The sequence below is a fragment of the Streptomyces sp. NPDC044061 genome (assembly GCF_056434305.1).
Map to the genome: position 1 here is coordinate 54,432 of NZ_JBWKFL010000003.1, position 24,758 is coordinate 79,189.

General features: G+C 73.5%; 19 protein-coding genes and 2 pseudogenes. 3 read left to right on the forward strand and 18 right to left on the reverse strand.

The window, feature by feature from the left end; all coding sequences use genetic code 11:
* Positions 1-157: 157 nt before the first annotated feature.
* From AC07CM_RS05065 to AC07CM_RS05075, 3 genes are read right to left on the reverse strand one after another with little or no spacing between them, the layout of a single operon-like run.
* Positions 158-580 (reverse strand): arsenate reductase ArsC, encoded by a 423-nt coding sequence (locus AC07CM_RS05065; RefSeq protein ID WP_478874955.1) that lies wholly within the window; start codon positions 578-580, stop codon positions 158-160.
* Between the two features lie 27 nt (positions 581-607).
* A complete protein-coding gene (locus tag AC07CM_RS05070; protein ID WP_478874956.1) occupies positions 608-1,348 on the reverse strand; it encodes an aquaporin in 741 nt (246 codons plus the stop codon).
* Positions 1,345-1,725 (reverse strand): ArsR/SmtB family transcription factor, encoded by a 381-nt coding sequence (locus AC07CM_RS05075; RefSeq protein ID WP_478874957.1) that lies wholly within the window; start codon positions 1,723-1,725, stop codon positions 1,345-1,347. Before AC07CM_RS05075 ends, AC07CM_RS05070 begins: the two co-directional genes overlap by 4 nt.
* A 79-nt stretch (positions 1,726-1,804) precedes the next feature.
* On the opposite strand from AC07CM_RS05075, the gene AC07CM_RS05080 reads away from it, so the two are divergent.
* Positions 1,805-2,278: an ArsI/CadI family heavy metal resistance metalloenzyme gene (locus tag AC07CM_RS05080; protein ID WP_478874958.1), complete on the forward strand. Its 474-nt coding sequence runs from the start codon at positions 1,805-1,807 to the stop codon at positions 2,276-2,278.
* A 191-nt stretch (positions 2,279-2,469) separates the two neighbouring features.
* Positions 2,470-2,691 carry a hypothetical protein gene (locus tag AC07CM_RS05085; RefSeq protein ID WP_478874959.1) on the forward strand — a complete coding sequence of 74 codons (222 nt, stop codon included), beginning with the start codon at positions 2,470-2,472 and terminating at the stop codon, positions 2,689-2,691.
* Positions 2,692-3,028: 337 nt separating this feature from the next.
* On the opposite strand, the pseudogene AC07CM_RS05090 reads toward AC07CM_RS05085, so the two are convergent.
* A pseudogene (locus AC07CM_RS05090) lies at positions 3,029-3,361 on the reverse strand (SDR family NAD(P)-dependent oxidoreductase); the annotation flags it as partial.
* A 2-nt stretch (positions 3,362-3,363) separates the two neighbouring features.
* Here AC07CM_RS05090 and AC07CM_RS05095 point away from each other — a divergent pair.
* A pseudogene (locus AC07CM_RS05095) lies at positions 3,364-3,687 on the forward strand (TetR family transcriptional regulator C-terminal domain-containing protein); the annotation flags it as partial.
* Positions 3,688-3,693: 6 nt separating this feature from the next.
* Here the strand turns inward: AC07CM_RS05095 and AC07CM_RS05100 are convergent.
* The 14 genes from AC07CM_RS05100 to AC07CM_RS05165 form a co-directional block, all read right to left on the reverse strand.
* A complete protein-coding gene (locus AC07CM_RS05100; protein WP_478874960.1) occupies positions 3,694-4,875 on the reverse strand; it encodes a cysteine desulfurase family protein in 1,182 nt (393 codons plus the stop codon).
* A gap of 120 nt (positions 4,876-4,995) precedes the next feature.
* Entirely contained in the window at positions 4,996-6,393 is a 1,398-nt protein-coding gene (locus AC07CM_RS05105) for an FAD-binding oxidoreductase (protein ID WP_478874961.1), read from the reverse strand.
* A 290-nt stretch (positions 6,394-6,683) separates the two neighbouring features.
* On the reverse strand, positions 6,684-7,781 hold the full coding sequence (locus tag AC07CM_RS05110; protein WP_478874962.1) for a CU044_5270 family protein: 1,098 nt from the start codon (positions 7,779-7,781) through the stop codon (positions 6,684-6,686).
* On the reverse strand, positions 7,778-8,470 hold the full coding sequence (locus AC07CM_RS05115) for an RNA polymerase sigma factor (protein WP_478874963.1): 693 nt from the start codon (positions 8,468-8,470) through the stop codon (positions 7,778-7,780). The genes AC07CM_RS05110 and AC07CM_RS05115 overlap by 4 nt, the downstream gene beginning before the upstream one ends.
* Before the next feature lie 266 nt (positions 8,471-8,736).
* A complete protein-coding gene (locus AC07CM_RS05120) occupies positions 8,737-9,369 on the reverse strand; it encodes a hypothetical protein (RefSeq protein ID WP_478874964.1) in 633 nt (210 codons plus the stop codon).
* A gap of 181 nt (positions 9,370-9,550) precedes the next feature.
* Positions 9,551-10,399: a hypothetical protein gene (locus AC07CM_RS05125; protein WP_478874965.1), complete on the reverse strand. Its 849-nt coding sequence runs from the start codon at positions 10,397-10,399 to the stop codon at positions 9,551-9,553.
* Positions 10,400-10,764: 365 nt separating this feature from the next.
* Positions 10,765-11,226, reverse strand: a complete 462-nt coding sequence (locus tag AC07CM_RS05130; RefSeq protein WP_478874966.1) for a hypothetical protein — start codon at positions 11,224-11,226, stop codon at positions 10,765-10,767.
* Between the two features lie 102 nt (positions 11,227-11,328).
* Complete coding sequence (locus AC07CM_RS05135) at positions 11,329-12,576, reverse strand: serine hydrolase domain-containing protein (RefSeq protein WP_478874967.1); 1,248 nt, start codon at positions 12,574-12,576, stop codon at positions 11,329-11,331.
* A 134-nt stretch (positions 12,577-12,710) separates the two neighbouring features.
* Positions 12,711-13,016 (reverse strand): hypothetical protein, encoded by a 306-nt coding sequence (locus AC07CM_RS05140; protein WP_478874968.1) that lies wholly within the window; start codon positions 13,014-13,016, stop codon positions 12,711-12,713.
* A gap of 7 nt (positions 13,017-13,023) precedes the next feature.
* On the reverse strand, positions 13,024-16,107 hold the full coding sequence (locus AC07CM_RS05145; RefSeq protein ID WP_478874969.1) for an AfsR/SARP family transcriptional regulator: 3,084 nt from the start codon (positions 16,105-16,107) through the stop codon (positions 13,024-13,026).
* 119 nt (positions 16,108-16,226) lie between these two features.
* A complete protein-coding gene (locus AC07CM_RS05150) occupies positions 16,227-16,991 on the reverse strand; it encodes an SDR family NAD(P)-dependent oxidoreductase (protein ID WP_478874970.1) in 765 nt (254 codons plus the stop codon).
* Between the two features lie 313 nt (positions 16,992-17,304).
* The gene (locus AC07CM_RS05155; RefSeq protein WP_478874971.1) at positions 17,305-17,550 is read right to left on the reverse strand and encodes a hypothetical protein; all 246 of its coding nucleotides are present in this window, start codon (positions 17,548-17,550) and stop codon (positions 17,305-17,307) included.
* Positions 17,550-22,517: a DNA repair ATPase gene (locus AC07CM_RS05160; RefSeq protein WP_478874972.1), complete on the reverse strand. Its 4,968-nt coding sequence runs from the start codon at positions 22,515-22,517 to the stop codon at positions 17,550-17,552. Before AC07CM_RS05160 ends, AC07CM_RS05155 begins: the two co-directional genes overlap by 1 nt.
* Positions 22,518-22,617: 100 nt before the next feature.
* Positions 22,618-24,684 carry a flotillin family protein gene (locus AC07CM_RS05165; protein ID WP_478874973.1) on the reverse strand — a complete coding sequence of 689 codons (2,067 nt, stop codon included), beginning with the start codon at positions 24,682-24,684 and terminating at the stop codon, positions 22,618-22,620.
* Between the last annotated feature and the right edge of the window lie 74 nt (positions 24,685-24,758).

Consider the following 24,758-nt stretch of genomic DNA (forward strand, 5'->3'; position numbering starts at 1 on the left):
CCCACCGGTCGCCCGGCGCGGTCACACGGCCCCTCACGCCCACGGGCATCGGCCACCGGTGGACCGGCCGGCGCGTACTCGTGAGAGCTCGCAGATCCTCAGGCCCTCGTCGGCGTGCCCGGACCCATGGCCGCGAGGTGAGCCGCGGTCGCGGTGCTCACGCCCTGCTCGCCGGGGCGATCTCGTCGAGCAGGGCGCGGATGCGCTTCTCGATCTCGTCGCGGATGGGGCGGACGGCGTCGACGCCCTGTCCGGCCGGGTCGGGGAGCGCCCAGTCGAGGTAGCTCTTGCCGGGGAAGACGGGGCAGGTGTCGCCGCAACCCATCGTGATGACCACGTCGGAGGCCTGGATGGCCTCCACCGTCAGCACCTTGGGCACCTCGGCCGAGATGTCGATGTCCACCTCCGACATGGCTTCGACGACGGCGGGGTTGACCGTGTCGGCAGGTGCCGAGCCGGCGGAACGCACCTGTACGCGGTCGCCCGCCAGGTGCGTGAGGAATGCGGCGGCCATCTGGGAGCGCCCGGCGTTGTGGACGCAGACGAAGAGCACGGAGGGACGTTCGGCGGGGGTGTTCATGGCCGGTGTCTTTCTGGGCGGAGGCGGTCAGGGGAGTGTGGGGGCGAGTTCGGGTTCGCCCTGGAGGGGGGCGGCGGAGGTCTGTGCGGGTGCCGGGCGTCCGAACACCACGAGCACCAGCCCCAGCCCCAGTGCGGCGCCCACCAGTTGGGCCACGACGAACGGGGTGAGCGAGCCCGGGGCGATGCCGGCGAAGGTGTCGGTGAAGGCACGGCCGACGGTGACCGCGGGGTTCGCGAACGAGGTGGAGGACGTGAACCAGTACGCCGCGCCGATGTACGACGCCACGGCCACCGGGCCGAAGCGGGCGCGGCCGGTGCGGGCCAGGCCGAAGATCAGCAGGACGAGTCCGGCGGTGGCGACCACCTCGCCCAGCCACAGGTGACCGGCGGAGCGGTCATGGGTGGACCACCGCACGAGCGGTTTGCCGAACATGGCGTCGGCCAGGACGGCACCGGCGACGGCTCCCGCGATCTGGGCCGGGATGTAGGCGGCGACGTCCCGCGCGGTCGGTCCGTCCTCGCCGCGGCGGCCGGTGAGCCAGGCCGCGAGGGTGACGACGGGATTGAAGTGCGCACCGGAGACCGGCCCCAGGAGCGCGATGAGCACGCCCAGGCCGAAGACCGTGGCCAGTGAGTTGGCCAGCAGTTGCACGCCGACGTCCCTGGTCAGCTCGGTGGCCTGGATGCCGGAGCCGACGACGACCGCGACCAGGGCGGCCGACCCCACGGCTTCGGCGACGGCCCGGCGGCCCAGCGGGGCGCTCACGCGGTTGCCTCGGCCGTCCGCGACGTCTGCAGGAAGGCGGCGAGCCGGTCGAGGGTGGCGGGCAGCGCCCAGTAGTAGACCCACGTGCCGCGCCGCTCACAGTCGATCAGACCGGCCTGCCGCAGCAGCTTGAGGTGGTGCGAGATCGTCGGCTGGGACAGGTCGAAGGCCGGGGTCAGGTCGCAGACGCAGACCTCACCGCCCGCCCGCGAGGCGATCATCGACAGCAGGCGCAGGCGTACCGGGTCGCCCAGCGCCTTGAACAGCTTCGCCAGCTCCGCCGCCTGATCCTCGTCCAGCGGCGCGGCCGCCAGCCCCGGGCAGCACGCACTGTTCTCGTCGCTCTGTCCGAGCAGCACAAGCTCTTGCTTCGACATGCGTCTATGTTGACAGTCTTCGATCCAAGGCACAAGCTTGCATCGACAGACATCAATGCAAGCCGATGGGAGCCCTGCCATGTCCCGTGCTCAGCTCGCCCTGCGTGTCAGCGACCTCGAAGCGTCGATCACCTTCTACTCGAAGCTCTTCGGCGCCGAACCGGCCAAGCGGCGCGAGGGCTACGCCAACTTCGCCATCGCCGAGCCCCCGCTCAAGCTCGTGCTCATCGAGGGAGAGCCCGGCGAGGAGACCCGACTCGACCATCTCGGCGTCGAGGTCGAGTCCACCGACCAGGTCAACGCCGCCACCAGCCGACTCGAGGAAGCCGGCCTGGCCACCTTCGAGGAGAACGACACCTCCTGCTGCTACGCCCTCCAGGACAAGGTCTGGGTGCACGGCCCCGGCAAGGAGCCGTGGGAGGTCTACGTCGTGAAGGCCGACGCCGACACCCTCGGCAAGAGCGCCGACCCCGAGGCCACCGGCGACGGCTGCTGCACCACCCCGGCCGGCGAGGAAGCACCGGCAGCGGCCGGCTGCGCCTGCGGTCGGTGAATCGACGCCCGCCGGGAACAGACGGGTGCCCACGGACATCGGACAGCGGAGTGGCGCCCGCCCGTTTTACCTGGCCAGGGGCCACTCGCCCGAGCGGTGGATGCGGGATCCGCCGTTCGCGCCGGCCGTGCCGCCCGTGATCTGTGCCGTCGGCCACAGCGAGCGGGCCGCACGTAGGCTCATACTGAGCCATGACAAAGCCTGCTGCACCGAAGCGTCATCTGCCCACCAGCCCCTTCAAGGCCCCCGTCCCCCCGGCCCCCAAATACTTCGCCGTGGGCGACCAGGTGACGCATGATGTGTACGGCCTCGGCCGGGTGATCGGCATCGAGGACGGAATCGCGGCACTCGTGGATTTCGGCTCGGCGCAAATGCGGATCCTGAGCCCGTACGCCAAGATGACCAAGCTGTAGGACCGCTGTGCCCGGTCACGGCACACCAGGCCCCTTCGGGGACCTGTAAGGAAAGAGAGTCCCCTCATCGACCCGACGTCGCTGTTCTCCGCGCTGGAAGGGCAACCCCGCCGTTCCGCCGCGGCATCGCCGCCTCCGGCGACCAACCCCTTCCAGGCCCCCGACTTCGGGGAGGACGAGTCCTTGCCGTTCGAGGACACGGACGCACAGGAGCCCGCCTCGGGCACACGTGCGGCGCGGCCCAAGGCGGCTTAGCTCCACGGACGACGGCGGCTCCGGCAACTGGCCGCGGGCCGTCTCCCGTGCCGCCGCACCGTGCGGCGCAGGCCGGACATCGCTACGCGGCGATCACGGCGACCTCGGTCCTGCCCCCGTCCACGTCCACCACGGTTCCGTGCACGAAGGCCGATTCGTCGCCGGCCAGCCAGACGGCCGCGTGCGCGATGACTTCCGGGGTGCCGACCTCGCCGGCCGGGGTGCCCTTCATCATGATCTCGCCGGGGTGGGGGGCGGTGCCTTCCGGGGCCGGGGGCAGGATCACGCCCGGAGAGATGGCGTTCACCCGGATTCCCTTCGGCCCGAACTCCGCCGCCCACGCCCGCGTCAGGGTCTCCATCGCTCCCTTGGTGGAGCTGTAGAGCGCACCGCGAGGCACGCCGAGGCGGGCGATCCCGTTACGAACGCCAGGGCGACCACTGCCCCTTGGGGTCGCTGTTCCTGCAGGTCGGGCGGGCCCGTCCCGGTGCGCGCGCCATCGTGACGGAGCTGATGAGCCAGTGGCAGCAGCAGCTCGCCCGTGGCATGCGCGCACTCCGGGCGAACGGCCTGGTGTCGCCGGCCCTCGATGTGGACCGCACGGCCGCCGCGCTGCTGGCGGGCATCCAGGGAGGCGTCGCCATCATGATGTCCACGGGTGACTCGACCCACCTCAAGGCGGCGCTCGACACCGGCATCGAGCACCTCCGCGCGACGGCCGGCGAGCTGACCGGGATCTGACGGCCGTCAGCGTCGAGGCCGTCGGAGACCGGCGTCGGCAGCGGCGGCCAGGAGGTCCGCGGCCCTGTCGACGTCCTCCCTCGTGGTCCAACGGCCCAGGGAGAGGCGGAGGGACGACAGGGCGCGGGCATCGGACAGGCCCATGGCTCGCAGAACCGGTGAGGGTGTGGAGTCACCGCTGTGGCACGCCGAGCCGGTGGAGGCGGCCAGTTCGGGTACGGCGGCCAGGAGTTCATGGGCGCGGACGTCGTCGATGCCGACGTTGAGGGTGCTGGGCAGGCGGGGTCCGGCGGGGCCGTTGAGGTGGACGCGGCCCGGCAGTGCCCCGGTGAGGCGTGCGTGGAGGCGGTCGCGCAGGTCCCGTACCCGGTCGAGGCCGTCGGCGGCCAGCTCCTGGGCGACGAGTTCGGCGGCGGCACCCAGGGCGACGGCGAGGGCGACGCTCTCGGTGCCGGCCCGCAGTCCGTGCTCCTGCCCTCCGCCGTGGACGAGGGGTTCGAGGGTGACGCCCTCGCGTACGTACAGCGCGGCGACGGCCTTGGGCGCGTACATCTTGTGCCCTACGACGGTCAGGAGGTCCACTCCCCACTCGTCCACGTTCACCGGGACTTTGCCCACCGCCTGCGCCGCGTCGCAGTGGAAGTGCGCTCCGTGGGCACGGGCGAGGCGGGCGAGTTCGGCGATCGGCTGCAAGGCACCGGTCTCGTTGTTGGCTGCCATGACCGAGACCAGGACGGTGTGCTCGGTGAGCGCGGCGGCCAGGGCGGCGGGATCGACGAGGCCGTCCCCGTCGACCGGCAGGAAGGTCACCTCCACGCCGTGCAGCCGTTCCAGCGCCCGACAGCTCTCCAGGACGGCCGGGTGTTCGGTGACCTGCGTGATCACATGCGGTCGGTCGGCCTTCGCGGCCAGGACGGCGCCCCGCACGGCGAGGTTGTCGGCCTCCGAGCCGGATCCGGTGAACACGATCTCCCCGGCCCGCGCGCCGATCAGCTCGGCCACCTGCCTGCGGGCGCGGGCCAGCGCCGCCCTGGGCTCGGTGCCGAAGGCGTGCGCGCTGGAGGGGTTGCCGAACCAGACCGCCAGATACGGGCGCATCGCCTCCACCACCCGGGGATCGACGGGGGTGGTCGCGTTGTAGTCCAGGTAGACCGCTCCGCCGTCGAGCCCGGGGTGCAGGGGAATCACGCGGCGCTCCGTCCTCACGGCGGCTCGGCCGCCGCCCCGCCGGCGGCCACCGGGGCGCGTTCGGCGGGCGTACGGCCGCTTACACGCAATCCATCTTCGCCGAAGGCCCGCGTCTTCGGGTCATCGCGCGGCCGGCGGGATGTTCTGGTTGGCGCGGAACAGGTTGTCAGGGTCGTAGGCGCGCTTGACCGAGGCCAGGCGGTCGTAGTTGCCCCGGTAGGTGGCGCGGACCCGGTCGGCGCTCTCCTGTTCGCCGATGAAGTTGACGTAGGAGCCGCCCATGGAGTGCGGGTGCAGGTCGGTCCAGTAGTCGACGCACCACTGCCGGATCACCTCCGCGTTGGCGGGGTCCGGGTCGATGCCGCCGATCACGCCGGACCAGACGGCGTCCCGGTAGTTCCAGGCCGTGTCGTCGGCGCCGGCCCGCTGGGCTGCCGCGTCCACCGGGTACAGGTGCATGGTCGACAGGCCGGTCGGAAGGTTCTCCGCGTACTTGTGGTGCACGTCGATCGCGGCGTCGGAGATCGTGTCGAAGAAGTCGCCGCGCCAGTACCACTGCAGTCCCTTCGGGATCAGCCCGTCGAACAGGGTCTGCAGCCCGGGGTAGGGCATGGGGGTGGTGAAGTGGAAGGCGGGCGGCGCCGGATCGTTCACCACGGAGAGCACGTCCTCCAGACGGTCACCGGCGAGGTCGCCCGTGCAGCACCACACGACCCCGCACATCTTCTGGCCGTGGATCGGCTCGGGGAACGGCGGGCCGGGCGGTACGGAGAGTTCGGCGAAGAACCCGTAGACGTCGTCCGGCGCGGCGGGCAGGAACTCCCGGTACCAGCTCAGCACCTCGGGCAGGCGGTCCACCGGCCACACCGTGATCGCGGCGCCGACCGTGTCGACCGGATGCAGCCGGAAGGTGAACGACGTCACCACACCGAAGTTGCCGCCGCCGCCCCGCAGCGCCCAGAACAGATCCGGGTGCGTCTCCGCCGACGCGGTGACACAGCTGCCGTCGGCGAGGACGACGTCGGCCGACAGCAGGCTGTCGATCGTCAGGCCGTACTTGCGGCTGAGGTAGCCGTGGCCGCCGCCCAGCGTGAGACCGCCGACGCCCGTGGTCGACATGATCCCGGCCGGCACGGCGAGGCCCAGGGCGTGCGTCGCATGGTCCACGTCACCGAGCAGGCTGCCGCCGCCCACCATGGCGGTGTGCGCCTCGGGATCCACCCGGACCCAGCGCATCGGCGACAGGTCGAGTACGAGCCCGTCGTCGATCAGGCAGAGACCGGGGCCGCTGTGGCCGCCGCCGCGGACCGCGAGCTCGGCGCCGGTGTCACGGGCGATGGAGAGGGTCGCCCGCACGTCCGCCACGTCCACGCACTGCGCGAAGGCGGCGGGCCGACGGTCGATCATGGCGTTGTAGATGCTGCGGGCCTCGTCGTAGTCCGGGTCCTGCGGGGTGATCACCGGCCCCCGTAGTCCCTCGCGCAGTCTCCCGACCGCCGTTTCGTCGATAGTGCCCATGACCGGGGACCTCTGTGTGGAGCGTGAACAGGACGCGCCGCGGACGGACGGAAGCGGGTCACGCCCGGGCGAGGGGGCCGCGGATCGGTTCGCGCCGCTGGTGCGTTCCGCGTCTCCGGATCGGTCCGGTCGGGCGCGTGCGGCCTCCTGCCCGTTCAGTCTTCACCCGCCCTCGGGGCCCCGCACCTCGGCGCACTCGGAGCCGCGCCGGAGGGTTTTTTTCCTACGGCAGCCGGTTCCAGGAAAGGTTCCTCCCCTTTGCGGGACCCCGGGAACGTATGCGGGGTGCGTCAGCCGGAGTGGGGTGGGGTCTGCTTCATGCCGTTGACGACCGCGCGGTTCAGGATGGCGGTGGTGAAGGTGACCGTGCCGGGCTTGAGCAGGGCATCCGTGCCGGTGTTCCGGCGGACCTGGACGGAGCGCTCGCCGAGGAGGGTGTGGGTCTTCTTGTCGAAGATCCATTCCTCGCGCGCACCGCTGGTCTCGTCGAGCCGGGCCACCGCCACTCCGTGCCGGCCCACCGCGTCCACCGCGTCCTGAACGACGACCACACCGGGAATCTTCGCGGCGGCCTTGAACAGCGCCGAATAGAGCTCCGCGGGCGGGTAGCTCTCGACGAGCAGGTCCCCGATGGTGGTGAACGCCTCCTGCTCGGGAGAGTTGCCGTGCCCCTCGGTCTCCTTGTAGATCTTGGCCAGCAGCGCGTCGGGGTCGGTGGTGAGCCCGGCCAGGTAGTCGTACGACGGAGCGTTCAGGTTCGCCTTCCGGGTGTTGCCCTGCTCGTCGGGGAGGCTCAGGGTCTCGCCCTCGGAACTGTCGTTGACCGCGGGGTCGATCAGCCGGCCCTTGGTGCCGTCCGGGGAGTTCCACACCTGGCGCTGGTGCAGCGCGTGACTGGCCAGAGTGGTCTTCCCGTCGACGGTCTTCAGGAAGCTGTCAGCCGTCTTGGACTCGATGTAGATGTACTGGCCGGGCTCGACGGCCGGCTGGGAGCCGTCGGCGGCCACCAGCGAGATCCGGTCGAGCAGCTGGGGCGCACCCTTGGCGGTCGCGGCGCCGATCCTCGTGGTCAGCGCCGGTCCGGTGGCGACACCGCCGTCCCTGACTCCCCCACCGCCGTGCATCACGATCCCGGCGACGACCGCACCCGCCAGGGCGGCGGCCATGGCGGGCAGCGCGATCGCCGGACGCGGGAGCCGGAAGCGCCGGGTCCGTACGGGCGTCGCCGTCGCCGTCCGCTCTTCCTGCTGTATGTCGTGGATCTGGGCCATCAGACGCTCCCTGTGGAACTGGTGACGGTCCGCCGGCAGGTCACGCGCCGTCCAGGACAGGAGCTCGGCGCTCCGGTCCTCCTCGGCCGGGTGCTGCCGGGACGTGTTCGCGTTCATCGGTTTCCTTCCTGCGCGGGCCGGATCGCGTTTGTGCGATCGCCTCTTGTCTGTCGGCCGGCGCCGCCGCCTTCCCGATTCCGGCGAACTTTTCTCTCTGCCCCTGTGGTTGGGGGGCCGGACGGACCGGTCGCCGGGCGGAACGTCTCCCCGAAGGGGCGGGCCGGCTCGGCCAGCGCGCGCAGCTTCTTGCGGGCTCGGGACAGCCGGGAGGCGACCGTTCCGACCGGTATCCCGAGCGCCTCCGCCGCGGCCTCGTAGTCCAGGCCCTCTCCCAGACAGAGCGTGATGACCTCGCGCTCCGGTCTGCGCAGGGCGGCGAGCGCGGTCAGGGCCGTCGCGAGCCGCCGCCGGTCGTCGATCCGGTCGGCCACCTCGTCGGCGTGGTCGGGCACCGCCATCTCGGCGGCCGCCGCGGCGGCCGCCGCCGCCCGGTACCGCCGGTTGCTCCGGTACTGGTTGCGCGCCGTGTTGGTGGCGATGCCCAGCAGCCAGGGGCGCAGGGAGCCGCCCTCGGGGTCGACCTTGTCGCGCAGCCGCCACGCCTCCATGAAGGTCGCGGCCATCACGTCCTCGGCCGCCGACCAGTCGGCGGTCAGCCGGAAGGCATGGTTGTGGACCGCGCGGGCGTAGCTGTCGAACAGCTCGGCGAACGCGCTCGATTCCCCGGCCCGTACCCGGGTACGCATATGAGTGCTCACCTCAATGAGCTGTCCGGCACTCCGCACCCACTTCCCGTGACCCACGTCACGATCGGATCGCGGCCGTGGGCGAGGTGGTGTGCGTCCACGGGCCGTTCGCGTCGGCGGGCGGTGCTGGGGCCGCGCCGGAGGCGAGGGCGCTCAGGAAGCCGGGGCGGGAATGGCCGGTGTGATGCGCCCATGCCAGGAGGTCCAGTGCCTGACCTGGTAGGGGTCGTTCGGCATGGTGTCCATGCTGCCGCGGTACCCCGGGGTCAGGCGGCAGTCGTGTCCCAGACGGTGATTTCCAGACGTCCCGCACCCTGGACCGGCGCGGTGAGGACGCGCAGGTAGGCCGTGCGGCCCTCGCCGGTCAGCAGACAGAACCGGTCGCCGGGCTTGACCTCCGTGGTGTAGGTGCCGTTGGTCCGGACACTCTCGGCGCACTGCGTGGCAGTCGGAGCGGCACCCGAAGCCGGCAGCGGGGCCAGGTTCTCGGCGGATCCCGGCACGGACAGCTCCACGGACCCGGTCGGCGCCCCGAAGGTGACGTCCGCGCCGGCGATGTCCGACCCCGTGACGGTCGGTTCCTCGGTGTCCAGGTCGACGAAGGACCCGCGGTTGGTCGTGTCGGCCGCCACGGTCTTCGGCCCGAACACCGCGCGCACGGCACCTGCGGTTTCGGTCGGCTGCTCGGGAGCACCGGACCCCGTCGCGGCGGTGGACCGCGTGGGCGCCGGCTCGGCGCTCTTGTCACGGGTGTCGCCGGAGGAACCGGACCCGCTCACCAGCACCGTCACGAGGATCCCCACGATCGGAATCACGATCCCCACGACCCACCAGGCCCAGCGCGGCTGCTGGTGCGACCCGTCCGGCCGACCCGTCGGCGTGGTGTTCTCCCCGGTCATGTGCTCCCCGTCTCCCCTTCGATGCCAGCGATCACCATAGCCACACAGGAGCGCCACAGCGCCGATTCACAAACCCTCCACGAGGGCGTCGCCCGATCGAAGGCTGACGCAGGCGAGTCGAGCCGCGGGCCGCAGCCCGCGCTTGCCTGTGGGGGCCCGATCCACCTCGCCCGCGGCCGCGCTAGGGATGCTCGTAGAGCTGGAGGATGCCGCCCAGCGAGAAACACAGGGCGCCGGTGAGGGTGCCCCAGTTGGCGATGCCGGCGTTGACCGGGCTGCCGGTGGCGGGGCGGGTGAAGGCGGCGAGCGCCGAGACCATGAACAGGACGGAGCCGAGCTGGTTCACGGCGACGATCCACCAGCCGAGGCTGCGCGATCGGACGCACGGCCGGCCGTGGCAGATCTCGGCCAGCCCGAGGTGCCCGGAAACCAGGAAGAGCACGCAGCCGATCACGTCGGGCGTCCAGATCAGGCGGTTGATCTGCTGGACGCTCAGGCCCCGCAGGAAGGAGTCCAGCAGGTTCACGCCGAAGACGAGTGTGCCCGCGAAGAGGACGACCGTGCTCAGCCAGTCCAGCCGCATCGGTTCGTAGCTCCACCACCGCCAGGGGCGGGTGACCAGGCGGTCTCCACCCACGGGATCGTGCCGAGGCGCGTTGATCGTCTGGAGCAGCGAGACGTAGCCGCCGGTGTTGAAGAACAGGCCGCCGGTGAAGTAGATCGTGGCGCACGCGACGGCGTCGCCGGAACCGAACTGGGCGACGGCCGCGCCGGCCGCGAAGAGGGCGCCGCCGATGACGAAGGCGACCGCGGCGACGGCGTTGAGTCTGCGCAGCCGGCCGAGGGCCACGGCGTCCGCACGGCTGTGCCGACCGGTCCCGGTTCCCGCTCCGGGCGGACGGACGGCGAGCGCTCCGCGCCGGCGCGCGAGCCGTGACTCCCAGACCGCGGTACCGCCGTCGGGAAGGTGCCAGGTGAGCCGGGTGGTGAACGGTCCCGCACCCTCGGCGCGCTGTTCGGGCTGCCCCACGGGTCGAGCCTAGACCGCGAACGGGGGCGGCCGGGCGTGCGAAACACCGTCCCGGCGAGCCGGTGGGCCGCCAGGTCACAGGGCCGCCGGGCGCCGGGCTGCCGAGCCGCCGGAGCCGAATGGTCATCCGCCGCTGATGATGGTCGAGCGCGTCCGCGGGAGGGCGCGAGGTCCGGGAGCCGTGACGCCCGGGAGCCGCGAGACCGAGAGGGCGCGAGGCCGGATGCACCTCGCGAGAACGGATGGGCCCGGCCCCGCGCCGGGTCGCCCGGCGCCCGGCGCTCCCTGCGGGTGCCGACCTCGTGCCGGAGTCGGCACCCGCCGCGAGGCCGGACGGGGAACCGCCGTCTCACGGCGCTCTGCCCTCACCCGCGTTTGGGCGTGCCCCCGTCCCGTGCCAGGTGTTCGTGGTGTGCCCGGTACGGCGGTTCGGGGGCCGTGCCGGCCTCGGCCCTGCCTTCCAGCCAGGTGAGGAAGGCGAGGACGAAGGCTCCCTCCGCGAGCAGCGAGAGGGGGCCGTAGGGCGCTTCCCAGCCGAACTCGTAGTAGCCGCCGGGCAGTCCGACGGTGCGCGACAGCAGGAAGCCGACGACCATGCCGAGACTGACGAGCGCCCCGGTCAGCCACGCGGCCAGGGGACGCTTCACGGTGACCAGGGCCACCGCCACGGCGAGCATGACGGCGCTGCTCACGGCGAACAGGACGCCGACGTAGAACTTCTCCTCGAGATGTGCCGGGACGAGGAGAACGTGCAGCACCGTGATGCCTGCGGCACAGCACGCTCCCAGTCCCCGCAGGGTGGCCTGGGCGGCACGGGCGGAGTTCATGGCGACTCCAGTGGTTCACTCGCCGGGCTCGGTCCTCTTCGGTCCCTCTGTGTCTATACGGGGGACGGCCCTCGTACGGATTGCCCCGCGCCGTGGCGCGGGTCAGCCGCCGGCCGGGACCACCGGGCCGAACGAGGCGGCCGCGATCCGCTGGATGAGGCGCATCTCGGTGCCGTTCAGATTGGTGGGGTTGACGGAGTAGACGATCTTGCGGGAGAGGTCTTGGGTGGCGAACACACCACTCGTGTAGCCGGGGCGGGAGCCCGTCTTGCCCCAGACGACCACGCCGTTGGAGGACTTGACCCGCATCAGGCCCATGGACATGCAGGCCCGGCCGGCGTCCGCCTCGGTGCGGCACTGGCTGCTGTGGAAGTTCGGGACGTCGGGCACGGCGAAGAGCTCGGCCTGCCGGGCCGGCGGGAGGAGACGGCCACGGAAGAGCGCGGTCACGAAGCGGTCCAGGTCGGCGGGCGTGGAGATCATGCCGCCCTCGGCCCAGGGCCAGGGGCTCTGCTCGGTGACGTCCACCGGGTGCGTGGAGCCGTCCGCGGACCTGACCGTCAGATAGCCGTGCGAGTGCGGGGCCGGCAGGCGCGGGTCGTCGGCGTCGGGGACGTAGGTGTCGTGCAGGCCGAGGGGCCGGGTGATCCGGGACCGCAGCTCGTGGGCGAAGGAGTGGCCGGTGATCTTCTCGATCAGCACGCCGGCCACGTAGTAGTTCATGCCGTTGTACTGCTGGGCCGTGCCAGGGGCGAACTCCATGGGTTGGCCCGCCATCGTGTCGATCACCTGCTGCGGTGTGAAGCTCTTCAGGCGGTGGGCGGCGAACCACTCGGGGCTGCCGTCGCCGAACTCCGGATCGTCGGCGCCGCGCGGAAGTCCGCTGGTGTGGTCGAGCAGTTGGCCGACCTCGACGGGCGGCAGGTCGGCGGGCAGGACGCCCGGCAGGTACCGCTGGACGGGCGCGTTCAGGTCGACCCGGTGCTCGGCGGCGAGTTGGAGGACGAGGGTGGCCGTGAAGACCTTGGAGATGCTGCCGATCCGGATGTGCGCATCGCTGGGGACGCCCTGGCCGGTCTCCAGGTTCCCCACGCCCGATGCCCCCGACCAGTGCCCCCCGCTTCCCGTGATCCGCAGCAGCGCGCCGGTGACGTCCTCGTCCGGCAGGCCGCCGATCGCCTCCCTGAGGGCGGCCGGGTCGAGCGCCGGGAGCGGCGCTGTGACGGCAGCGGCGGCGGGACCACGGGTGGCGGCCGAGGCGGGCACCGCCACCCCCGCGGCCAGGGTCACCAGCAGGGCGCCGGAGGCGGCCAGAGCGGACCAACGGCGATGACGAACAGGGTGGTTCACGGTGTGCTCCCCCAGGGCGGTGGTCGGACCGGCACGGGCGGCCGGCGCTCACGAGTCTCCGCCGTCGCACCGGCCCCGCTCGTCGGGAACGTCCCTGAGCAGACCCTGACCCGACCCGCACATCTGACACAGGGTCACGCCGGGGTTCGGAACAGGCCTGTTCCGTAGTAGCGGTCCAGGAACGCGGCGGGGGCACGGCTGTCGGGGACCATCAGGCGGGCCACGCCGTCGCCCGTCTTCCGGCAGCCCGTCGCGTACGCGCGCATCCGCTGCCGGCAGCGGGCGAAGGTCATGCGGTGGTCGCCCCGTCCGGCGGCCGGTTCGCCCGCGAGGACGTAGGCGCCACCCACCGGGGCGGGGCGCGAGCCCGTTCCGGAGAGTGAGGACGGGCAGTGCGCGGCGTCCCCGAGCGGGCGACGACCGTGCGCCCACCCGCTCACCGGGCACTCACCGGCGGCTCACCGCCTCGGCGAGCGCCTCGGGCAGGCCCAGCAGGCGCAGCGCGTCGGGCAGTTCGGTGCCCGTCACGGCGGCCGACTCGGCGGCTTCCCGGTAGCGGGCCCGGGCCGCGGCCCGGTCGCCGCGCGCCTCGGCGATCCGGGCGAGCCCGGCCAGCGTGCGGACCCGGTTGCCGAGGCCCCTCACCCAGTGCGGGTCGAGCTGTTCCAGGGCCTGGAGGTAGAGGTCCTCGGCGGTGTCCGGATCGCGCTCGCGCAGGGCCATGTCGGCCAGGCCGCGCCGGGCCGCCGCCAGGGCGGCGGGGCTGCCGGCGCGGCGGGCGACGTCGGCGGCCCGGGTGTAGTCGGCACGCGCCGCCGCCGGGTCGGCGTCCACTCGGTGGTCGCCCCGGTTGACCAGCAGGTCGGCGCAGTCCTCCAGGGCGCCCAGCTGCTCGGCGAGAGCGAGCGCCTCGTCCGTGAGCGCTACGGCCCGCTCACGGTCGCCGCGGCCGCACGCGAGGCCGGCCAGTGCGTCCAGGGCCAGTACGGCACCCCACCGGTCGCCCAGCGCGCGGAACTCCCCGACCGCCGTACGGAACGCCTGTTCGGCCGCGTCCGTGTCGCCCTCGCCCGCGTGGCCGAACGCGGACACGTACTGCGCGGCCGCCCCGACCCAGGGGTCTGACCGCTTCCGCTGGGCCGATACCAGCGCGAACGCGCCCGGCGCGTCGCCGTCGCCGGCGTTGTGCATCATCCACAGGAGCAGGCCGGCCGGGTAGCGGCCGGGCCGGGCACCCGACCAAGCCTCGGTGAGGGACTGTGCCGCGGCCGCCCGGTGTCTGCGCCAGGTCTCCCGCCCAGCCGGACCGGACGCCGCGAGCAGCGCACAGATCGCGTACTCCTCACCGAGCCCGCCCGGCGGGGTGCCGCCCAGGGCGTCCAGCAGTGCGCCGGCCTGCGGCGCCGCCGCCCCGGACGCGCCGCGGATCCACAGGTACGACGCCGCCGACGCGAGCAGCTCCAGGGCCACCCCGGCCGCGGACGTCCCCGCTCCGTCCACCCGCGCCCCGGACACCCCAGCCCCATCCACCCCGGCCACAGACGCCCCCGCTCCGTCCACCGACGCCCCGGACACCCCGGCCCCATCCACCCCGGCCCCGGACACCCCAGCCCCATCCACCCCGGCCCCGGACACCCCAGCCCCATCCACCCGCGCCCCGGCCGCCCCCACCGCCCACCGCACGGCCGCCAGCAGATCGGGCTGCTCCGCCGCGAGTACCGTCAGCCACTCCAGCTGCTCGCTCCGCCGCAGCCACGGGTCTGCGGTGCGCACCCGCTCCAGCAGCACCTCGGCGTGGACGCGCCGCACCGCCTCCGTCTCGCCAGCGGCGTCGAGGCGTTCGGCGCCGTAGGCACGGATCGTGGCGAGCATGCGGTAGCGGCCGTCCGCCCGTTCCAGGAGGGACTTGCCGGCCAGGGACTCCAGTGTGTCCTCGTCGGTGCCGCAGACCCGGGCGGCGGCTTCGGGGCGCGCCCCCGCGGCGAACACGGAGAAGCGCCGCGCGGCGCGCTGCTCCGGCTCCGGCAGCAGGTCCCAGCTCCACTCGACCACCGAGCGCAGGGTCCGGTGCCGTTCGTCGGCCGTGCGGCTGCCGCGCGCGGACACGGCCAGCCGGTCGTGCAGCCGTGCCGCCAGCTCGTCGAGGCTCAGGGTGCGCAGCCGGGCCGCCGCCAACTCGATGGCCAGCGGCAGGTTGTCGAGGGCGGCGCAGATCCGCCGTACCGTCCCCGGCTCCGGGACGAAGGCGCGGTGCACGGCTCTGGCCCGGTCGGCGAACAGCTCCGCGGCCGCGTCGTCGTCGAGGGGCCGTACGGGGTGGAGGTGCTCGCCGATCACGCCCAGCGGTTCCCGGCTCGTCGCCAGCACCCTCAGGCGGGGACACGTCGTCAGCAGGCGTGCCGACAGCACGGCGGTCTCCTCGACCAGGTGCTCACAGTTGTCCAGCACGAGCAGCAGCATCCGGTCCGACAGGGCCGCGGTCAGCCGATCCAGCGGGCTCTGGTGGCCGGCCGCCATGTGCAGTCCGCTCTCGCGCAGGCCGAGGGCGCCGAGCAGGGTCTGCGGCAGTCCGGCGGGATCGCGCAGCGCGCCGAGTTCGACGAAGCACACGTCGTCGTTCTCGGCCGCGGCGACCTCCGTGGACAGCCGGGTCTTGCCGACGCCTCCGGGCCCCGTCAGCGTCACCAGACGTGCGGTGCGCAGCAGTTCGCGGACCTCGGCGACCTCGTCCGAGCGGCCGACGAAGGAGGTCAGCGGTGCGGGCGGGGCGACGGCCGACGGCGAGCGGTCGGCGCTCAGCAACTCGCCGTGCAGAGCGGCCAGTTCGGCCGAGGGATCGGCGCCCAGCTCCTCGGCGAGGTGCCGCCGTACCCGCTCGAACACCACCAGCGCCTCGGCCTGCGCGCCACCGGCGAACAGGGCCCGCATCAGCAGCCCGGCGAGCCGTTCCCGCAGCGGATGGCGGCCGACCAGCTCGGTCAACTCGGGTACCACCGCACGCTGTTCGCCGAGACGCAGCTCGCCCTCGATCCGGTCCTCCAGGGCGCTCAACCGCAGCTCCTCGAGCCCCGCGACGACGGCGCGGGGCGGTTCGCTGTCGGCCACGTCCGCGAGGGCGGGCCCCCGCCACAGCTCGAGCGCCGCTCGCAGCACCGTGACCGCCCGCCGCGCGTCGCCCTCCCGCAGCGCGTTCCGGCCCTCCCGCGCCAGGCGTTCGAAGCGGCCGGCGTCCACGTCGTCCGGGTCCACGACGATGCGGTAGCCGGCCCCGGCCCGCTCGATCGACGCCACCGGCCCCAGGGCCGAACGCAGGCGCGAAACCTGGGACTGCAGGGCGTGCGCGGACGGCGCCGACTCCGTCCCGGTGCCGCCGGCGGCCGCGATGCCGTCGGCCAGCCGGTCTGCCGGGACGACCTCACCGGGCCTGACGAGCAGCAGGGTGAGCAGCGCGCGCCGTGCGGGTCCGCCCAGTGACACCTCCGCCCCGTCGTCGCTCCACACCTGCGTCCCGCCGAGGATTCCGAAGCGCATGCGCGTGATTATCCCCGCGGGCGGGGGTCCGCGGGGGCGGTCGCGGCCGGGCCGCTGGACGAGCGCCACCGGCCGGCCGGGGACATCCGCGTGGGGCAGGCGATCGGACCCCGCGTGGGTCAGGCGATCGGGCCCAGGTACGTGCCCCCGGACACGTCGATGGTCTGCCCGGTGATCCAGCGTCCCTGCCGGCCCGCCAGGAAGGCGACGACGTCGGCCACGTCGTCGACTTCGCCGAGGCGGCCCAGCGCGGTGATCGACTCGATGCCGGCGACCACCTCGGGGATCGACGTGTAGCCGGCGGTGAGGTCGGTGCGCACGGCGCCCGGGGCGACCGTGTTCACGGTGATTCCGCGCCGGCCCAGCTCGTTGGCCAGCGAGGGCGCCAGGGCCTGCAGTGCCGCCTTGGCGACGGTGTAGCCGATCTGCGTGGAGACGGCGAAACGGCTGGCCGTGGAGCCCATGTTGATGACACGGCCGCCGTCGTTCAGCAGCGGCAGGGCACGCTGGATCACGAAGAAGGGGGCGGTGACGTTGACCGCGAGCAGCCGCTCCCACTCCTCGGCGGTCACCTGCGCGATCGAGTGCCCGGAGGAGATGCCGGCGTTGTTGACCAGGATGTCCAGCCCGCGCCCCTCGAGTCCGGCTTCCAGCTGCTCGAACAGCCGGTCCACCGCGCCGTCCTCGCCGAACCGGGCCCGCACGGCGAACGCCCGCCCGCCGTTCTCCTCGATCCGCCCCACGGTCTGCTTGGCCGCCTCGTCGTCGGCGCCGTAGTGGACCGCGACCAGCACGCCCTCGGCGGCCAGTTTCAGCGCCACCGCCCGGCCGATGCCCCGGGACCCGCCCGTCACCAGTGCCGTCCTGTTCGTCGAAGCAGCCATCGTCGACTCCCTGCTCGGTGGCCGGTCCCCCGTGCGGAACCGGCGATGGCCCCACCCTGAAGGCCCCGGCTCACCGCACGCTCACCGCCGGCTCACCGCCCCTGGCTCCGGGTCGGCGGGGGTGGGCGGCACATCGGGAACAGCCGTGCTCGGCACCCCGATCGACGCGTCGCCCGGGCCGTCCGTCGGCGGACGGAGGACAGAGGACGGCGAGCGGCGGACGGAGGACGGAGAGCTGGGGTGAAGCTGCCGGTCACACGGACGCGGCCGAGTACGACCGGTCCCGTCGGCGCCCCCGCCGGCGGTGCCGCGCTCACTCCCGGAGCGGCCCTCGGGCGCCTGGCCGGTATCCGGCCGCCCCATGGCCGGCGCCGTCGTCCCCGCCGCGATCGCTCATGGTTCCTTCCCCGCCGGAGCGTCCCGGCAGGCCCTCACTCACCCCCGTGCCGCCCCCGTCCCGGTACGGGTGGCTCAGGCGGCGGTCGCGTCGGATCAGGGCGTAGGTGCCGGTGGCCACGAGCGTGAAGGCGGCCGACAAGGGGGCCAGGTAGTACAGCATCAGTCCTCCCGGGCTTGGTCGGTCGAGCGCGTCGCGCGGGTGATGGCGGACTCGACCGCCGAGACCCGGTCGGCCAGCAGGGCGAGGGCGGCCACCGCTCGGGTCAGCGGGTCGTCCTCGGGGCCGCCGAGGGCGCGGGCGCGGACGTGGGCGGCCTTCACCTCGGCCCAGCGGGCGCCCTGTTCGGGGGTGAGGGTGCCGCGCAGCTCGGCGAGTTTCAGCAGGTTGGCCTCGGCGCCGCTGGTGAGGGTCTGAGCCTCGGCCGTGTAGTGGTCGGCGATCACGGCGTCACGCTCGGAGTCGTTCATGACCGGGCGCAGGCGCTGGGCGATGCGGTTCATGTCGCGGTAGGAGCCCTGCAGGTGGAACGGCGGCTCGGTGCGGGACGCCTCGGAGCGGGCTGCGGAGGCGATGTAGGCCGTGTTGACCGTGAGGACCGTGTCGCGTGCGGCGAGCAGGTGGCGCAGGACCGCGAGGACGCGGTCGAGTTCGGCGGCGGGAAGGGGCTGGGCCAGGCGGTCGGCGCGGGCCGTGGGGTCGGCGGCGGCCAGGCGCACCAGCAGCTCCAGGTCCGCGCGGTCGCGCCCGGCGAGCGGGGCGAGGGCCGGGTTGGCGGTGAGCGCGTTCTCGACGAAGCTGAGCGCGAAGACGTCCTCCTTGCCGGTGAGCACGTCGCCGAGGTTCCAGACGTCGGCCCGGTTGGCGAGCATGTCCGGCATGCGGAAGCGGGCGCCGGACTCGGTGTAGGGGTTGCCGGCCATGCAGACCGCGAACCGCTTGCCGCGCAGGTCGTAGGTGCGCGGCTCGCCGTCCCACACCCCGTCGACGCGGCGCGTCGCGTCGCACAGCGGAATGAACTTCTGCAGCAGCTCGGGCGAGGTGTGCTGGATGTCGTCCAGGTACAGGAGCGTGTTGTTGCCGGCCGCCAGCGCGAAGTTGATCTTCTCGATCTCGCGGCGGGCGGTGGCGTCCGGGGCGTCGGCCGGGTCCAGGGAGGTGACGGTGTGGCCCAGCGCCGGGCCGCTGACCTTGACCAGCATCAGGCCGAGGCGGTCGGCGACGTACTCCATGAGCGTCGTCTTGCCGTAGCCGGGCGGGGAGACGAGCAGGAGCAGCCCGCCGGTGTCGGTGCGCTTCGACTCGCCGGTGGTGCCCAGCTGCCGGGCCAGGCTGTCGCCGACCAGCGGCAGGTACACCTCGTCGACCAGGCGGTTGCGGACGAAGGCGGACATGACCCGCGGACGGTGGTCGGACAGACGGAGCCGGTCGCGTTCGGCGGCCACCAGGGCCGTACGGCGGCTCAGGTAGGCGCGGAAGGCGGGGACCTCGCGCTCCGCGAACCGCGCCGTCCGGGCCAGGAACTCGTCCAGCCGCAGCCCCAGCCGGCCTCCGGCCACCCGGGAGTGGCTGCCCAGCAGGCCTTCGACGGTCGCGGTCAGCGGGGCGTCGCCGTCGTAGCGGGGCAGGTCGGGGCAGAGTTCGGCGGCGACCGCCTCGGCCAGCTCCCCCGGACCGGCATCGGCGCCGGAGGAGGTGGCGTACGACGTCAGCCACGCCTCGGCGACCTGCCGGCGCGCGGGCAGACCGGGCAGCGCCGCCAGGTCCCGGGCGTATGCCGAACCGCCCACCGCGTGCCGGAACTTCTCCAGCAGACCGCGGGCGGCGGCGCCCAGGACGAAGCCCTCGAAGCCGGTCGTCAGCTCGTCGAGGAGGTACGCGGCGGCGGCCCCGGCGAGCGGATCGACGCCCGTGCGCCCCGACGGCCCACCGGTCACCGACCCGGATCCGGACGGCTCCGCGGTCGTCCGCGCGGACGGCCCCGCATCCGGTTCCCCCGCTTCCCCGGCGCCACCTGTCCCGCCCGCACTCCACCGTCCGATCGCCTCGGCCAGCTCCCCCACCAGCTCGGTGAGGGCGGCCGACGGGCCGAACGCGTCCCGGGCCCGGGCCAGCGACACCGCCCGCCGCGACCAGACCTCCCGCGCGCCCGGTGTCGTGCCGTGGGTCCAGAAGAGCTGCGCCGCAGCGCGGGCGGCGGGCTCGTGGCGCAGGGTTCCGGCCCCGTCGTACAACGGGAGCAGGGCGGTGAGGATCACGGTGGTGTCGTGGTCGTGTACCCCGCGCTCGTAGCCCTCGTCGTACGCCGCCTGCGCCGCCTCCCGCACCAGGGCGGGCAGGTCGGCGGCGGCCAGCGCGGCCGGGCCGTGCTCGGCCAGCAGCCGGGCGGCGAGGTGTTCGGCGCGGTAGACGCCGGGCGACTCGGAGGGCAGCCGGCGGTCCCAGAACGGGCGGGTGCCGGCGAAGCCGGGGTCCGTCACCGGGCGGCGGTAGTCGGTGCCGGTGACCGCGAAGGCGAGGCCGTCGCCGTGCGGGACCAGGGTGAGGTCGAGCGGCTGGGTGTTGACGGCGAAGCGGTGGCCGCCGAGCACCAGGGTGCGGCCGTCGTCGGCGTACAGGTCGGTGCGGTCGCGCAGGGCGCGGGCGGCGTCCTGGCGTGCGGCCTTGAGCCGGCCGTCGAGTTCCTCGGCGCGCACGCCGTCGCCGAGTGCCCGCAGCTCCTCGGCGGTGCGGCGGACCTTGGCGACCATCGGGTCGGAGGCGAAGTAGGTGGTGACCGCGTCGGTGTCGGCGAGCGTGGCCGCGCGGCGGGCGATCGTCTCCAGCACCCGGGCGGCGGAGACGGCCAGTTGCTCCGCGCGGTGTGCGCGGGCGTCGGCGAGGGACTGCTTGCGGGCGGCGAACGCCTCGTAGATCTCTGTGCGGGTGCCCGCGAGGTCGCCGAGGAAGTCGTCGAACTCGGCGAACCGGGCGTCCAGGTCCTCCAGCCGGCCGAGCAGCAGGGCGAGTTGGTCGTCGCAGGCCTCGGGGCTGTCGGCCGTGGTGAGCGCCGCGGTGACCGCCTGGGCCAGCAGGGCCTTCTCGGCGGCGAACTCGGCGCGGCCCTCACGGTCGAGCAGGGCGCGGCGGCGGGCGTCGAGGGTGGCACGGGCACGGTTGACACCGCCGAGCACCTCGGCGATCCGCTCCAGGACGGCCGTACGGACGGTGGCGTCGGCGATGTCGAGGCCGGTGACGACCTCGGTGACCGTGCGCAGCCCGTCGGCCAGGTCGTCCAGCCCGGCGGCGACCGGGCCCGCCGCGGCCACGGTCGGTATCGCCTCCGCCCGCTCCACGAGCCGTTCGACGTCCGCGCCCTGTGCCGCGAAGGCGTCCTCGCGGGCCAGGAAGGACACCGCCCGCCGTCCGAAGGCCACGAGGTCGGCCTCCGCCCCGGCGGCCAGCTCGTCCACGCGGGCGGTGTCCGCGTACCGCAGTTCCTTCAGCGTCAGCAGGTGGCCGTGCGCGTGCCGGAGTTCGGTGAGTCCCCGCACCCAGGCGGCGGCGTCCCGCGGGGCCTCGCCGCGCAGCCGGCGGACCACGGCGGCGATCCGCTCCACGGCCTCCTCCAGGGCCGCGGCGGCGTGCCGGGACAGGTCCCGCACCGTCTCGAACTCGGCGAGCACCTGCTCGGCGGTCTCCCGCGCCGCCTCCAACGGGGTGCGCAGATCGCCGAGTTCGGGCTCGCCCAGCCAGTGGTGGGTGTCGGCGGCGCGCACGCAGGCGGCGACCAGCGCACGGTAGCCCTCACCGGTCGCGATGCCGTCGGCGACCAGCCGGGCGACGGACAGGCAGTCGGCGAGTCCGCGCACGAGGTCCGCGTTGCCGACCCGGGCCAGGGCCCCGGTGCCGGTCCGCAGGGCGGCCGCGTGGGTGTCGGAGACGTAGGGCGAGGTCCACCACTGCAGGGCGTGCGTGTGCGCGGGCTCGTCGCCCTCGGCGCGCAGCACGGCCAGGGCGCCGTCGTCGAAGAGGGCCCAGCCCCGGCAGGGCAGCGGGGTGGCGACCTCCTTGCGGAGCGTGTTGTACGACAGCAGGAGGGTGCGGCCCTCGGTGCGGGAGCGGAACGCGTACAGCACGTCCTCGCCGTTCGGCGAGCGCACCTCCCGCTCGAACTCCAGCCCGGCCGTGTCCAGGTCGTACGTCTTGTGCGCGCCCGTGGCCAGGCAGTACCCGCCCGGGAAGACGATGCCCTGTTCCTCGGGCAGCCGGCGGCAGGCCTGCCCGACGCCGTCGAGCCGGACCACCGACCGGGTCAGCGTGTTGAACACCAGGTACCGGTCGGTGTCCTCCTTGTACGGCCGTACCCGCAGCAGGACCAGGGCGCCCACGCGCGCGTGCGCCACGGCGGCGTCGGCGAGGGCCTGCAACTGCTCCTCGACCGGCTCGGCGTACAGCTCCTCGCCCTCCGGTCCGCGCACGGTGAGCCGGCCGCCGACGGTCGCCACCCCCGCCCCGCCCGGCACCGACACGTACGGGTCCCGGCCGAGGACGTGATCCTCGCGGGTGGTGTCGGTCCAGGCGAAGTCGTGCGCCGGCGGGAAGGTGTCGTCGCGGTCGCCGCGCGCGTCCAGGAACCGGGCCCCGCCGCCGGCGGTCCGCCAGCGCAGGGCGCGGACGTCGTCGGCCTTCTCGCCGGTGCGGAACACCGCCAGCAGCCGGTCGTCCGGGCGGCGCAGCCGCAGCAGCCGGGCCTGCCGGTAGTAGCGGTGCAGGGCCGTGAACTCCCGTGCGAACGCCGGGTCGTCGAGCAGGCCGGGTACGGCGTCCTCGGAGAGCCGGTTCAGGTCACGGTCGTACAGGCCGAGGACGTCCGCGACCGCCGTACCGTCGGCCGTCCGGCCGGTGCTGCCGAACAGCAGCACGTCGCCGACGGCGACGACGTCGCACGGCACGCACGCGTGGCCGGTGCGCAGCCGTCCGGTGGCGCGCAGGGCGAACCCGGCGGAGCCGAACTCCTCGGCGCGGCGCGCGTTGAGGGTCTCGGCGCGCCGGGCGAGGTCGGCCGCCTGGGCGGCGAGCCGGTCGCGCAGCACCTCGTAGGTGCCGGCGTCGACGGTGTCGTAGCCCGTCTCCGGGGCGGTTGCCATGGAGGACGTTTCCCTTCAAGGGCGTGCGGGACGGTGAGGACTTCGGTGTGCGGGCCGGGCCGCCGACCCCCGTACGGCGGCCCGGCCTCGCCGGCGGGCGTCACACCCGGGCGCTGCCGTTCACGGCGGTCAGCGGGGTGTCCGCGAGGCCCAGTTCGCCGGCCCGGTCCAGGAGCTGCCGGAACTGTCCCGCCTCCGGGCCGCCGGACTTCATCAGCTTCATCAGCAGCGCCGAAACCGTCAGGTTCTGCACGTCGGCCGTGCCGAGCGAGCCGAGGATGCGGCTCAGGTCGTCCGTGAAGCTGCCCGAGCCGTCCAGCCAGGACGCCGCGAGCGCCTGAGCCGTACGGGAGTTGTCGACGAAGCCGTCGACGCCCTTGCCGAGGGAGACCGCCGACATCAGCCGGTCGAAGAAGACGGACTCCCCGCCGACGATGTCGATGTCGGCGTTCTCCAGACCGGTCGCGAGGACCGTGGCCTGGGCCTCGGCGACCTGCCGCTGGGTCTCCAGGCCGGCCAGCCTGATCTCCTTCTCGGCCTGCAGCCGCAGCCGGTACTCCTCGTGCCCGCGGGACGCCTCGTCCAGGGCGGCCATCGCGGCGGCCTTCTCGGTCAGGCCCTCCGCCTCGGCCTTCAGCTTCTCCCCGATGCCGGTGGCCTCCGCGAGCGCCTTCGCCCGGGCGCCCTCGGCCTCCGCGAGCGCCCTGGCCTGGGTGCCCTCGGCCTCCGCGCGCAGCCGGGCCTCGGTGGCCTCCGCCTCCGCCCGGCCGGCCTTCACGGTGACCTCGGCCTCCTTGTCGCGGACCTGGACGGCGGCGAGACCCTCGGCGGCGGCCTCCGCCTGGGTGCCCTCGGCGAGCCGCAGCTTGGCCCGGGCGTCGAGGTCGGCGGTCTTCAACCGGGCCTCGGCGAGCGTAAGTTCCTCGGCGGCGCGGTGCGTGGCGGCCTGCTCGGCGGCCTCGGCGGCCTTGATGTCCTTGACCAGCTTCTCCTGGGCCTCCGCCTCGGCGGCGATCACGATGGCCTGCCGCTCGCGCTCGGCCTGCTCGACCGCGCGCAGCTTCTTGATGGACTCCTCCTGCTCGGCGACCGTACGGTCCACCGCGACCCGCTCCCGGATGACCTCGGCGATGTCCCGCTTCTCCGCCTCGACCTCCTTCTCGGCGGCGATCCGCGTCAGCTGGGTCTCCCGTTCCCGGGCGATGACCTCCAGCATCCGGTCCTTCTCGACGCGCTCGTTCTCCACGGCGATGACCCGCTCGCGGTTCTTCGCGGCGACCGCGACCTCGCGGGCCTGGTTCTCGCGCTGCACCCCGAGCTGTTCCTCGGTGCGCAGGAAGGCGCCCTGGGCGCGCAGCCGCTCCTCCTCGACCACACGGGCGGTCTCGGCCTCCTCGCGGGCCCGGGAGGTCTCGATCTCCCGCTTCTGCTTGATCTCGGCGTCCACCTGCCGGCGCTCCAGCTCCAGGATGGCCTCGCGGGCGTCGACGTCCTGGCGGGTGATCTCCTTCTGCTCGGTGCGCCGGGCCTCGTTGGTGCGCACGTGCTCGACGGCCGTCAGCTCGGTGATCTTGCGAATGCCCTGGGCGTCGAGGACGTTGGCCGGGTCCAGCTGGGCGAGCGGGGTCTGCTCCAGGTAGTCGATGGCCGCGTCCTCGAGGTGGTAGCCGTTGAGGTCGACGCCGATCAACTCGATGATGTGGTAACGGAGTTCCTCACGCTTGGTGTAGAGGTCGGTGAAGTCCATCTGCTTGCCGACGGTCTTCAACGCCTCGGAGAACTTCGCGTGGAACAGCTCCTGCAGCGTGTCCTGGTGGCTGGCACGCTCGGTGCCGACGGACTGGGCGACCTTGATGACGTCCTGGACGGTCTTGTTGACCTTGACGAAGAACAGGATCCGGATGTCGGCGCGGATGTTGTCCCGGCAGATCAGTCCGTCCCGTCCGGAGCGGCTGATCTCGATCGTCTTCACCGAGATGTCCATGACCTCGGCCTTGTGCAGGATCGGCAGCACGACCTGCCCGGTGAAGGAGACGTCGACCCGCCGGGTCTTCGACACGATCAGGGCCTGGCTCTGGTCCACCTTGCGGTACAGCCGGGAGAGGGCCAGCAGCGCGAGCAGTACGACGACGAGACAGACGGCGACGAGCACGCCGAGGGCTTCCATGGCATACGTCCTTGTGCGTCGGGCGACGAAGGCGGAAGAGCCCTCGGCTCCGGTGCGGAACGCCTGCCGGTGCC